The organism is Psychrobacter sp. (assembly GCF_041554015.1).
In the GTDB taxonomy this organism is placed as follows: Bacteria; Pseudomonadota; Gammaproteobacteria; order Pseudomonadales; family Moraxellaceae; genus Psychrobacter.
In genome coordinates this window covers 35715-48859 of sequence record NZ_JBFFMS010000018.1, presented here as the reverse complement: position 1 = coordinate 48859, position 13145 = coordinate 35715, and the positions used below count along the sequence as shown (strand labels likewise).

The 13145-nt window shown below is 43.2% G+C and carries 11 protein-coding genes; 7 read left to right on the top strand and 4 right to left on the bottom strand.

The genetic code is table 11. The features are described 5' to 3' along the window. The coding region (locus ABYU67_RS06630; RefSeq protein ID WP_372844211.1) for an ABC1 kinase family protein at positions 1–1114 on the top strand (1114 nt) is incomplete at its 5' end. A gap of 79 nt (positions 1115–1193) precedes the next feature. Here the strand turns inward: ABYU67_RS06630 and ABYU67_RS06625 are convergent. Then, a complete protein-coding gene (locus ABYU67_RS06625) occupies positions 1194–2024 on the bottom strand; it encodes an ion transporter (protein WP_372844210.1) in 831 nt (276 codons plus the stop codon). A gap of 351 nt (positions 2025–2375) precedes the next feature. Between ABYU67_RS06625 and ABYU67_RS06620 the strand changes: the two genes are divergently transcribed. Then, a complete protein-coding gene (locus ABYU67_RS06620; RefSeq protein ID WP_372844209.1) occupies positions 2376–3125 on the top strand; it encodes a YebC/PmpR family DNA-binding transcriptional regulator in 750 nt (249 codons plus the stop codon). A 115-nt stretch (positions 3126–3240) separates the two neighbouring features. Here the strand turns inward: ABYU67_RS06620 and ABYU67_RS06615 are convergent, their stop codons facing one another. Next, entirely contained in the window at positions 3241–3813 is a 573-nt protein-coding gene (locus tag ABYU67_RS06615; RefSeq protein ID WP_372844208.1) for a methylated-DNA--[protein]-cysteine S-methyltransferase, read from the bottom strand. Between the two features lie 65 nt (positions 3814–3878). Further along, positions 3879–4790 carry a signal recognition particle-docking protein FtsY gene (ftsY, locus tag ABYU67_RS06610; protein WP_372844215.1) on the bottom strand — a complete coding sequence of 304 codons (912 nt, stop codon included), beginning with the start codon at positions 4788–4790 and terminating at the stop codon, positions 3879–3881. A gap of 895 nt (positions 4791–5685) precedes the next feature. Between ftsY and ABYU67_RS06605 the strand changes: the two genes are divergently transcribed. The 3 genes from ABYU67_RS06605 (at position 5686) to ABYU67_RS06595 (ending at position 9060) form a co-directional block, all read left to right on the top strand. Further along, positions 5686–5844 (top strand): hypothetical protein, encoded by a 159-nt coding sequence (locus ABYU67_RS06605; RefSeq protein ID WP_372844207.1) that lies wholly within the window; start codon positions 5686–5688, stop codon positions 5842–5844. 91 nt (positions 5845–5935) lie between these two features. Continuing rightward, positions 5936–7444 carry a M16 family metallopeptidase gene (locus ABYU67_RS06600; RefSeq protein WP_372844206.1) on the top strand — a complete coding sequence of 503 codons (1509 nt, stop codon included), beginning with the start codon at positions 5936–5938 and terminating at the stop codon, positions 7442–7444. 68 nt (positions 7445–7512) lie between these two features. After that, positions 7513–9060 carry a M16 family metallopeptidase gene (locus ABYU67_RS06595; RefSeq protein WP_372844205.1) on the top strand — a complete coding sequence of 516 codons (1548 nt, stop codon included), beginning with the start codon at positions 7513–7515 and terminating at the stop codon, positions 9058–9060. 169 nt (positions 9061–9229) lie between these two features. Here the strand turns inward: ABYU67_RS06595 and ABYU67_RS06590 are convergent, their stop codons facing one another. After that, entirely contained in the window at positions 9230–10105 is an 876-nt protein-coding gene (locus ABYU67_RS06590; protein WP_372844204.1) for a D-Ala-D-Ala carboxypeptidase family metallohydrolase, read from the bottom strand. 332 nt (positions 10106–10437) lie between these two features. Between ABYU67_RS06590 and rodA the strand changes: the two genes are divergently transcribed. Together rodA and ABYU67_RS06580 are read left to right on the top strand one after the other, a co-directional pair. After that, the gene (gene rodA / locus ABYU67_RS06585; protein ID WP_372844203.1) at positions 10438–11580 is read left to right on the top strand and encodes a rod shape-determining protein RodA; all 1143 of its coding nucleotides are present in this window, start codon (positions 10438–10440) and stop codon (positions 11578–11580) included. 940 nt (positions 11581–12520) lie between these two features. Further along, positions 12521–13141, top strand: coding sequence for a septal ring lytic transglycosylase RlpA family protein (locus ABYU67_RS06580; RefSeq protein ID WP_372844202.1), 621 nt, complete (start codon positions 12521–12523; stop codon positions 13139–13141). Positions 13142–13145: the final 4 nt, after the last annotated feature.

Here is a 13145-nt window from a genome sequence, read left to right as displayed (position 1 = left end):
GGTCATGAAGGTCGGTCAAATCGCCTCGCAATATAAAGATGTGTTTCCGCCTGAAGTTGCAACTGCCCTAGAGAAGCTGCAAAAAGATGCGCCGGCAATGCCCTATGCACAGATACGCACACAAGTTGAACGTGAGCTAAAAGCGCCTATTACTGACTTGTTTACTGAATTTGAAGAAATGCCGTTTGCAGCGGCGTCCATCGGACAGGTACATCGAGCGGTATTACCATCCGGACAAAGGGTGGTCGTTAAGGTGCAATACCCTGATGTCGACAAAAATTGTGATAGCGATCTAAAACAAGTCCGTATGGCACTAAAAATCGCTGGCGTGCTCAATATGAGTAAGCAATTGCAGGAGCAGTTATTTCACGAAATTCGCCAAAGCTTACATGATGAGCTTGATTATATTAAAGAGGCGTATAATCTGCGGGTATTTGGTGCTTTTCATGCTGATGATACGGGGCTTATTATCCCAAAAGTGATCAGCAGTCACTCTTCTAAAAGAATCTTGACCTTGACAGAAGAGAGCGGTGAAACCTTGACTGTGGCAGCAACGTGGGATAATGACATCAAGCAGAAAATCGCCGTACGCTTGTTTCATTTTACCGCAGGGCAGCTGTTTGGGTTGTATCGCATGCACTGCGACCCTCATCCGGGTAATTTTGCTTTTCGTGCTGATGGCAGTGTGATTGCCTATGATTTTGGCGGGATTCGCAGCTATAGCGACAGCGAAGTTCAGTTATTTCGCCGCTTTGCCAAGCATGCTTTAAAGGGTGATGTCACGGCTCTTGAGCAGGATTTGGTCGCTCTTGATATACGCCGTGAAGACGATAAAATCGTGCCGGGCGAGTTTTATGGCAAATGGCTGGAGATTGGACTAAAACCCTTATCTATCAAACCTTATCAAGACGGTGCTTTTGATTTTGCAAGTAGTCAAATCCATCATGATGTCATTGCACAGATGCGTACGTCTTTGAAATACTTTGGACAGTTTCAACCATCAGCCTCTACGATGATGCTCGACCGTACTATATCAGGACAATACTGGAACCTCGTTAATTTAGGAGTGACGATAGATTTATCGCCACTGGTGCATGACTATATAGAGTTTTAAGGCATTGAATTTTAGAACGTTGCATAGCTACAAATATACTGAATTCAGTAGTAAAACCATACAAAAGCTTCCGTATCGACTATACATGCAAGGCATGCCCGCAGCGGTCACAAAACTCTGCGCCGACTGCATGACCAAATTTACCACAGTTCGGACAGGTAACAGGATTGAGCTGCGGGCGCATATTACGTGCAAGCTCTGAGGTAAAAATCCCTGTCGGCACCGCAATGATTGAATAACCTGTGATCATGACCATGGTTGCAATGGCTTGCCCTAGTGGCGTTTTTGGTGACATGTCACCGTAACCAACCGTCGTCATAGTAACAACTGCCCAGTAGATAGACAGCGGAATACTGGTAAAGCCGTTTTCTGGTCCTTCTACGACATAGATAATCGAGCCGAAAATGGTCACCAGTAACACCAGTGATAAGAAAAATACCGTGATTTTTTGCTGACTGGTTCTAAGCGCAGACGCCAAAAATCCTGCTTGCTGCATATAGGCTTCAAGCTTAAGTACCCGAAAGATACGCAAAATACGCAAAATACGAATGACAAGTAAGTACTGTACGCCGCCAAACACCAAGCTCAAGTAGCTTGGCAGTACAGACAATAAATCCACTATGCCAAAAAAGCTAAACATATAACGAAAGCGATTGGGCGCTGAGAACAACCTGAGCATATACTCAATCGTAAACAAAATAGTAAAAAACCATTCTGCATACAAAAACAGCGTGCCGTACTGCAAGCGCATATAGAGCACACTATCGAGCATCACGACTGCCACACTGGTCAAAATCGCAATCAACAATACAATATCAAACAGCTTACCCAAACGAGTATCTGTACCTTCAACAATAATATGGATGCGGTTACGCAAATGGGTAACGGCTTCGGTATTCGGCTGCTTCATAAAGTCAATCAAATCATAGGATCAATGGATATCTAAAACCGGACAACTTAGGCTCATATGCGTAAGCTAAGATTGGTCAAAATACGTAAAAGTGGTTTATAATATTGAAAGTAATGTGGCTATCGGCTGCTATCTATCACTACGAGAATAATCACTAGTGGATCAAAAGCCAGAACATAGCAGTGTAGCAAAAAAGCGCTATTAACAACATACAAATCGTTAACTTAGCGACAGATCACTTACTGGCGTTTAACCGCGTAGTCAGGTAATAAAAACGCTAGTAGCTATCGTTTTTTACCAAAAAATATTTTATCTGTACAATACATCACTCGTAATACTTAAGGACGTCATATGGCAGGCCATTCAAAATGGGCAAATATCAAACACCGTAAAGCCCGTCAGGATGCGGTAAAAGGTAAGATATTCACCAAAATTATTCGTGAAATTGTTTCTGCTGCCAAGCAAGGTGACCCTGACCCTGATAAGAATCCACGCCTGCGTGCGGTCATCGAAAAAGCACTATCTGTCAACATGACACGAGACACCATCAACCGTGCGGTAGCTCGTGGTACTGGTGGCGATGATAATGACAATATGGACGAAGTGAGCTACGAAGGGTATGGCATTGGCGGCGTCGCGGTATTGGTCGAAACCATGACTGACAATCTCAATCGAACCGTCAGTGAAGTACGTCATGCCTTTACCAAAAACGATGGCAATCTTGGGACTTCAGGTTCAGTTGCTTATCTCTTTAATAAACGCGGTGAAATTAGCTTTAATGACACAAGCTTAGAAGATGACGTCATGTTGGTGGCATTGGATGCAGGCGCGCTTGATATCGAAAATGATGGCGAAAGCTTACTTGTCATCACTGAGTGGGAGAATTTTGGTCATGTTAAAGACGCGCTAAATGCTGCAGGTCTGGTTTCTGATAATGCTGAAGTCACCATGTCGCCATCGACCAGTGCTGAAATTGACAACATTGAAGATGCCGAAAAAGTTATGAAGATGATTGATATGTTAGAAGATATCGATGATGTGCAAGAGGTTTATAGCAACGTCACTTTTTCAGACGAAGTCATGGCACAGCTTGAGCAATAACTCCTTTGCTTTATATCAAAAAGGCCAAACGTTTTTAGCGTTTGGCCTTTTTTATCTGTTTGTATCTTGACTAATGATATTTTGACTAAATAGTACCAAAAGCACTTACTTCATATTAAGCTTTGCACGTGACACCTTCAAGTGCTAATAAGTGTGTCTTCTTATCTAAGCCGCCTGTATAACCGCCAAGCTTACCATCGCTTGCAATGACACGATGACAGGGAACGATGATACTAAAAGGGTTTTTACTATTGGCGTTCGCTACCGCACGAAAGCCTTTGGGACTATCGACATTTTGTGCCAGCGTCGCATAGCTAATCGTCTCACCGTAAGCAATATCTTGTAGTGCTTGCCAGACTCGTTGCTGAAACTTGGTTCCCAAACTTGTATCTAGTGGCAAGTCGAACGCGTGGCGATCACCAGCAAAATACTCTGTTAATTGCGCTATAGCTTCTATTAATAATGCTTGAGCAGGCTCGTTTTTGCTTAGGCTATCTTTATCTATAAACGTAAAGCTCTGATCGTCACTACCATAATACTTCTTAAGTTTGGGAATAGATTTTGAGTGATGCCAAGAGTCACCTGCCAGCAGCCAGTTGACCTCAACCAGTTTAGGAGCGCCATATTCATTGACATTTGCAATTAATGTGAGCGGATAAGATCCAAAAACGGCGGTGGTGACTATCATGACGACTCCTTTTAAATTGCTATCTCGTTAAGACTTACGTAGAGACTAAAATAAACTGCTGAGCACTATTCTTTATCATCAGTTTCAAACAAGGCTGCGACAAATTGCTTGGGGCTAAAGGCACGCAGATCATCAATCGACTCACCGACGCCAATATAACGAATAGGCACATCTGTGGTTTCGGCGATATTAAAGACCACGCCACCTTTTGCTGTACCGTCTAGCTTGGTAATGGTGATACCTGTTAATGGTACCACTTTATTAAACAATTCCACTTGATTAATCGCATTTTGACCGGTGCCAGCATCGAGGACAATCATGCCTTCATGCGGCGCACTTGGGTCGGCTTTGCGCATGACACGCACGACCTTTTCAAGCTCAGCCATTAGATGGGTTTTATTCTGTAAACGCCCAGCCGTATCGGCAATCAACACATCGATGTTTTTGGCTTTAGCAGATTGCATGGCATCAAAGATAACTGATGCACTATCAGAGCCATGACCTTGCGCCACTACTGGAATATGATTGCGCTCACCCCAGATTTGTAGCTGTTCGGTCGCTGCCGCACGGAAAGTATCGCCAGCTGCTAGCATCACAGACTTACCCTCACCTTGCAAACGCTTGGCAAGCTTACCGATGGTGGTGGTTTTACCTACGCCATTTACCCCGACTACCAAGATAACAAAGGGTTTTTTGCTAGTATCAATGATAAGTGGTGCAACTTTTGGCGACAAGATATCGACCAGCTCCGCTTGCAACGCTTTATATAATGAATGCGCATAAATCAAGTCGCCACGATCGGTCTGCTCAGTAAGACTTTTGATAATACGATTGGTCGCATTGACACCGATATCAGCGACCAGCAGTTGATCCTCGACTTCTTCTAACAGCTCATCATCAATCTCTTTACCACCGATAAGGATACTGACCATCCCTTCAGCTAAGTTCTTACGCGACTTACTTAGGCCGGTTTTCATCCGGTTAAACCAGCTGCCCTTTTTGCTATTTTCTGGCTCCTCTTGTAGCGCATTATTTGCTTGCGACTGTACTGAAGGCGCAAGCTGTGGCTCAGAAGGCGCTTGATCATTATTAGTTGTGATACTAGCACTGCTAGCAGTGACGCTTGGCCGTTCTCCTAACTGTGCTTGTAAAGGCATGGTAGGGATTTTTGATGTAGCGGTAGCTGGTATCGTCTTATCTGTTTCAGTGGCATTGGCATTTGCAAAGCTCTCTGAGGCATTCTCTGTACCGCTATGCTTTTGGGTCGTGAGAATAGGCGCGCCCAAAGCAATACTCTTGGCGGCATCGGTACTTGATACTTGCTTATTGACAGTAGGCGTTACTGGCTCATCGCTATCAATTGCCTCATTTCTATTAGCTGCATCAATAATGGGGACAGATTGCACTGGCAGACTGGGTAAGGTAATATCATCGTCATCTAATTCGTCAAGTCCGCTGTCAAGATTAATGACCACACGATTGCTATTATTGGGGTTATTCATAAGTTTGCCCTAAAATTTATCAGTATCAGTAATATGTTTATGGTAAAACCGGATCTATATATTGTCGTATTGTCCGTTTGCTATGATTCAATGCAGAGATTATTTTTAGCCTAGTTTAGCATAATTCAAGTTGAGCTCAGCCTTTCACACCCGAGATTGCTTGTAAATGCTCAAAATCATCCAGTTAACTAAGCGCGATATTAAGACTTTTACATAAATGCTCAGCAAGATCGCTGGCAGAGCAAGTTTCTCTTAAGGTTTTGACACATAAATCTGACCTTTTTCATGTCAAACTTCGCCTACTCTTAGCAAGACTTCTATCCTACGCATTTATATGCTTTATTTAAGCCTTTTATATTAGGAATTATCCATGTTATCTGTCTCTAACTCTAATTATGTCCAAAAAACAATTTTTCTCGCTTCTGGTTTACTATTGGCAGTCTTGGCGCTGTCAGCCACAGGCTGTAGTACGACGCCCACCTTTAAACCGACGGCAAGTGTGATGGTTGGCGCTCACAAATCTTTATAAAACCTGCTATCAGTCATTTGCATTAATGGTTCAATACTTTATTTATTGAGTCGTCATCATACGTCATTATTTTTTATAAGTAGAAAACATCATGCCATCCTCTCTAAGTTTGCGTATCGCCTGTAGCCTAGCTCTTGCCACTAGCCTTGCTGCTTGTCAGACCAGTCAGATGAATCCAAGTCATCCAGACTACCCAATCATTCATCAAAAAGTTGCACCGCCAAATGGTGATGAGCAAAAAGTACTGAGCGAAGCATTGACCACAGATATGTCTGGTCGCCATGAATATCAGTTAGAAAACAGTCTAAAAATAATCGTCAAAGAAGACCATCGTGCGCCCGTGGTGATGACTCAAATTTGGTATAACGTGGGTTCAACCGATGAGCCGCTGGACAAAGGCGGTATCTCACATGTACTTGAGCATATGATGTTTAAAGGCACCCGTAATGTATCAAGCGCTGATTATGAACGCTTGATTGCTAAGTTTGGCGGCATCAATAATGCCTTTACCAGCTATGATTATACGGGCTATTACGAGCTGTTCCCCGCTAACCGCTTTCCTTTAGCGCTAGAGCTTGAAGCGGATCGCATGAAAAACTTAGTCTTCGATGAAAAGGAATTTGCCAAAGAGCATCAAGTCGTGATGGAGGAGCGCCGCCAGCGTACTGATGACAATCCCCTTGCCAAGGCTTATGAGTCATTTCGCCTGCTCGCCCTACCCAATAGTCCAAAAGGTGAGTCGATCATCGGACCTATGAGCGAGCTTGAATCGATTACGCTGGCAGATTTAAAAGATTGGTATAAAACATGGTATGCGCCAAATAATGCCACCTTAGTAATCGTTGGTGACGTTGAACCAAGCGACGTATTAACCCAAGTAAAGCGTTATTTTGATGGGCTAAAACCAAGTAAGCTACCAAAACGCCCTGAAGTGAGTCAAAAAGGCTTTCGCGGTTATCAGCAAGTAGAGTCTGAGCAAGCGGTACAAGTGCCTGTATTGCTAATGGGTTATAACGTCCCAAGCCTTGTGACAGCAGGTGCGAGCAATGAAAAGCAAGCTTATGCATTATCGCTTGCGCAAGACGTATTGGACGGCGGTTTATCAGCACGTCTTGAGAGCCGATTAGTACGTGAGCAAGGGCTGCTGACCACAGTGGGTACCTCATATGACTTATTAGATCGCGGCGATGGGCTATTTTTGATACAAGCGACGCCGCGCGAAGGCGTGAGCTTAGATCAAGCACAGCAAGCTATTATCTCTGAAATAGAGAAGCTTAAAACCGATCCGATTGCGGCCGATGAAATCGAGCGCGCCAAAACCAATACGGTGACCGGTCTGGTATATGCTCAAGACAGTATGGAGGGTCAAGCGCGTATGATTGGCTCGTTACAGTCTATCGGGCTTGATGACAGGCTGCTGGCTAAGCTACCTGCTAAGCTTGATAAGGTAACGATTACTGATATACAAGCTGCAAGTAAAAAGTATTTGGTCAAAGACAATCTAACCGTGATGCATATCGTGCCACCGAAAGACGAAACGAAGACATCCAATAAAGCGCCTGTCAAAACAACAGCCAAAACACCAGTCAAAAGCAAATAAAGGCGACGTTAAGTCAGATTGTCTCATCAAAAACTACCGCGTAAGACGCTATGAATAAGAAGAAAGCCATGACTCAAAACACTACATTTTATGCCAAAAACAATATTGTTCCGGCATCGTTGATAAAACCAAAATCCAAACCACTGCAAAGTTTAAGAATATGCATATTGCTGGGGCTGTCAACTTTGACTTTGACCGCACAGGCAGATATGAGCTCTGGTGAGGAATATCGCGCTCAAGCCTCTACAGTTGATATCAGCGCGCCAATTGCGGCGTTAGATAAATTGTCCAGCCTTAATAATGCCAAGCCTTTAAAGGTAACGGTCCCAACCATTCAATCCTTTAAGACCAAAGCCGGTGTACCGGTACTGTTTGTGGCAACAAGCACTTTACCAATCGTCGATATCGATTTGCGCTTTAATGCTGGTAGCGCGCGTGATGGCAGCATCAGCAGCACAGGATTTGGTATCGCCAATATGACAGCGACGATGCTAGAACAAGGCTCTAAGCGCTTGGATGAAAACGAATTTACCCGTGCGGTTGAGACGTTAGGTATTCAGCTAGGCAGTAGTGCTTATAAAGATATGTTTACGGTGTCCTTACGCAGCTTGTCCGATGATAAACATTTATTACCTGCTATTGATTTGATGACGCAAATGCTCACTGAACCGAGATTTGATGAGCAAATTTTGGCTCGCAATAAAGCCCGCCTATTGGTGGGCTTACAGCAGCAAAAACAAGACCCTAACAGCCTTGCCAGCCTTGCCTTTAGCAAAGCCCTTTATGGCAATCACCCTTACGCCAATCCGACTGTGGGTACGCTTGAGACCGTACCTAATATCACAAGACAACAGCTGGTAGATTTCAAAAATCGCTATTTGGTTGCTGCCAATGCCAGCCTCTCTATGACAGGCAATCTAACATTGCCACAAGCGCAGAAATTGGCTGAAGACATCACCGCCAATTTACCACTGGGTCAGGCAGCGCCTATCTTACCTGAGCCAAAGCCACTCACCAAATCACAGCATATTCACATCCCTTTTCCTAGTAGCCAAACCACCGTTTTGATGGGGCAATTGGGCGACAAGCGCGCAACAGATGCAAAAGCGCAGCAAAAGCAAACCAACTTTGTGGTAGGCAACGAAGTGCTAGCGGGTGGCGATTTTAATGCACGATTGATGACTGAAATCAGGAAAAACCTTGGCTATACTTATGGTATCTCAGGCTCGATGAATCCGATGCTGGCACGTGGTCCTTATCAGATTGGCTTTTCAACCCGTAATGACAAAGCACGCGCGGCGATTGATGCCAGCTTAAAGGTGATTAATGATACTTTAACAGACGGTATTACCAGTGCGGAGATGACACTGACTACCGACAATCTAAAACACAGTTTCCCGATGGGCTTTGCCAGTAATGCTGGTATTAATGGCTTACTTGGCATGATGAACTTCTATCAGCTGCCAACAGGCTACCTCACCAATTATGTGAATCGTATCGAACAAGTCAAACTGGCAGACGTTAATCAAACCCTACGTGATACCTTAAAGCCTGAGGATTTTTTAATTGTCACGGTTGGCGAGGTTGATCCTTGGGATAAGAAAGCAGCTAAATAGCTCGTTTTGTCTTTTATACTGCACATAAAATAAGCCCAGCTTGTTACCTTACAAGCTGGGCTTATTTTTTATCTTATAAATAGGTCATTATAAAAAGTTACAGCGGGACGGGTGCTGTGTATCCACTTTATTGAGTAGTGACTAAATATGTCCTTTATCGCCATGACCTTTAATAACGGCAAGGAGAACCACTACTGGCATGGTTAAAGCCCCACTTACGATAGCCATCAGTATCAAGATGAATAGCGCCGGTAGCATATAGCCCTAATCCAAAATTATGCGCCTGACCCTGATATTGCCAAAACTCGCACAAGCTGTCTTGCATATTGCTTAGCTGCCATGGATTACCTTCATATTGGGGTACCCAAATATCCATAGCGCCAGCAGTCATGTGCTTACTGCTACTTGCGCCGCCTGCACAATCATTGAGTCCAGGGCTGCGATAGACTGAGCGTATCTCAGTGTTCGCCGGCAGGATACCTTGGCTTTTTAACTGACTATAGAGCTGTAAGGTGGGTACGATGTTTGCCCACAGCTCTTGCGGTGGTAGCTGATAAGGCTCATAGCCACATTTGTCCCAACTGCGAGCGGTGGTCAGTAGCTGTGATAAAGGTGGAACATTCCTAGCGCCGACACGCGCGCTCAGATAACGCTGATAATTTGCCACTTGCCCAGCACGGTAACTGTTACTATGTAACCAAGTATTAAAATCCATGCTGATAAAATCATTGTAATTGTTATTACCCGTGCTATAGGTGGTGTTATAACGCGGCGTGCTTCTATTAGTAATGACACGCTTGTTCTCTTCTATCGACAAGCTGGCATCAAATTCAAACTCACGCTGCTTTTGCTGGATCAGTCCTTGCATACTATCGCCGCCTGACCCACTTAAGATAGTGACACCTGCATTATAAGGCGTCGCTTGCGTAGACGGCGTGATATAGGCATTGCCGCTATTACTAATACCATTATTGATACTATTGCCCTGACGGACTTGGATACGGCGCTCACTATTATCACTAATGATGGCAGCATAGCTACTCATCGTGCTGGCACAAAGACAGAGTGCAATAATAGGCTTGTGAATTTGCCTATAAACTTGTTTTTTTATTTTGAACATTGCAACAAACACCGCTAAAAACGTTTTATCGATACTATCAAATTTTAGGCAAGCAAGCTAAACTATCGTCACCAATTGGCAGCGACTTATTCGTTATTAACACTTATCCTCATTATTTTTATATTGACGTTACTTTATTGCCGATAAGTTACTTTTTTTATTGTCAGCTTGCGTAAACGTTCTATAATTATCGATTTTTTAAGTTTTCTGCTAAATCCCACCCTTATTCTACGCCAACTGCCAGTCACACTTTGCCTATGTCTTCTAATCCGCAATATCGTTTTTCCCGACAAAGCCACCATTTCGGTCAAGGTCAGACATCGACCTTTTGGCAACGTAGTCATATTGACCCTTGGTTGACCCTTTTATTATTGACTGTCTGCTGTATTGGGCTGACGATTTTATATAGTGCCGCTGCTCAAGATACGAGCATGGTGCTACGACAGATGGTCAGCTACGGTGTCGCATTTACAGTCATGTTTACTATGGCGCAGATACCGCCGAGTATCTATCGCACCTTTACGCCCATCTTTTATGTACTGGGTTTAATATTATTGGTATTGGTTGATATTATTGGTGAAGTACGCATGGGCGCCCAGCGCTGGATCAATCTACCAGGATTTGGCAGTGTGCAGCCGTCAGAGTTTATGAAGCTTGGCATGCCCATGATGTGCGCATGGTTTTTATCCAAGCGTGATTTACCGCCTTCACTGGCCAGTATCGGCATTACCTTAGCGCTAATTGTGGTACCCGTATTATTAATCGCTAAAGAACCTGATCTTGGTACCTCATTACTGGTCGCGGCCAGTGGTATCTTTGTGCTGTTTTTGGCAGGGCTATCATGGCAACTGATTGCTGGTGCGGTGGCTTTATCTGTCCCACTGGTTGCGTTTGCTTGGAATTTTTTGCTACACGACTATCAGCGTACGCGAGTACTGACGCTATTTAATCCTGAGGCGGACGTACAAGGCGCTGGCTGGAATATCATTCAGTCCAAGACAGCCATCGGCGCTGGCGGTTTGACGGGCAAAGGCTATTTAGAGGGCACGCAGTCGCACCTACATTTTTTACCAGAAGGTCATACTGATTTTATTATCGCCGCATTCTCTGAAGAGTTTGGTTTGCTTGGCGTCATACTATTGATGTTTATTTATGCTTGCTTATTGACCCGTGCTCTCTATATCGCCTTTTCTCATCCTGATACTTATAGCCGACTACTAGCAGGCGCGATTGCGATGTCGTTTTTTGTCTATGTCTTTGTCAATGTCGGTATGGTCGGTGGCATTCTGCCAGTCGTTGGTGTCCCTCTACCTTTTATCAGCTACGGCGGCACCGCTATTGTTACTTTGATGGCAGGTTTTGGCTTACTCATGTCGATTCACACTCACAAATCCAGCTAACGTTTTTCAATAGTTATAATAACCAAGAGACCTTATGTTCGTAGCAAAGGTCTCTTTTTATATACTCTTTTATATACCCCACATTAATACAATGCCAACTTATGATGCTTTAATAATGAAGTTGAACCAATGGTCTTATTAACAAATAAGCGCGTCAATCCCCCTTAAAATCTATTTACTAAGTAACTATAGGTAAATGTAGAATGAGCAAAAATTGTAGTAGATCGGCTCACCTATCCCTATCTTATTTGTAATCAATGCTACATAAAATGTCATAAAAATCATAATTTTCTTGCGCGTTATTCAATACTAAATATATGATTTTATTAATAATTAAACTGAATAATACTCGTATAAATCATGCTTAATATTCAGCATTTAACATGCAATAACAGCCAGTTTTATTCCTTGTTTTTTACAATTATTTGCGTTAATCTCGTCTTAGTATCATTTATACATAACCCGTACATAGCTACTAAGAAAGTTAGCATTTAATTATATTGTCGTTATAGCTCATCCGTATAGTTAGCAACTTGTAGATTTTAGGCTTTCAAAGTCACTACTTAATTAACGGTTTAATAACAAACTCATACGTAAGTCTCTCTAAACCCTTTATTAAATTAGCAATGTTAAAAAGGTTGTTTATCGAATATTAGTATCAGATTTTAGTTGTTGATAAATGTTTTAATTAAAGTTGTTAACCATCATTTGAGCGTGTCATCGCTGGGCTATCAAAATCTGCTATCCGGTGATGATCATGAATTAAAAATTACCATACATTGATATTTATTGAAGCCGAACTATAACGTCGGTCATTATGAGAAAGATGATTGATATCGGTTTTAGAGTTTGCGGCACTGTTAGAGTGGTCTAATATTGCCTCGCTCCATCTAAGAGGTTTTTAGTGTTAAGTTTTGATGTATAAGTTATAGAGGTATTTATGAATAAGCGTTTATCTGGTTTACTTACTATGTCAGCAGTATTATTCGCTGGCTCTACCATTGCTCTAAATGCAAATGCTGTAGAATCAAGAACCTCCCTTGCGATGATTTCGCAAGATAACGCCTCCCATATCGACCGTGTACTCGGTGAACTTAGTCGTCAACATGACGGCGCATCAAGCTTAGTTAAGTCTGCACGCCAACCAACTTCATTAGCACTTAGTAGCTCATTGTTAGCCAGTGATACCGCCCAAGTCAGTAATGATGAAGATGTACTGGAGCGCTTAACCGCTGTTGCCTCTAACTCTGTAAGCAAATTTAAACAAACTGGTTTAGCCTCTTGGTATGGTCGTCAGTTCCATGGTCGCAAAACCGCCAGTGGTGAAACCTTTGATATGAATGGTCTAACTGCAGCTCATCGCTCACTACCCTTAAACTGCTATGTTAAAGTCACCAATAAAACCAATGGTAAAAGCGTCATCGTTAAAGTAAACGATCGCGGCCCATTCCATGGTAATCGTGTGATGGATTTATCTTATGGCGCTGCCAAAAAACTTGGTATTACGGCTAAAGGTGTCGGTAACGTCGCAATCGAGCGTGTTTCAGGACCTTCTTCTTAAACCA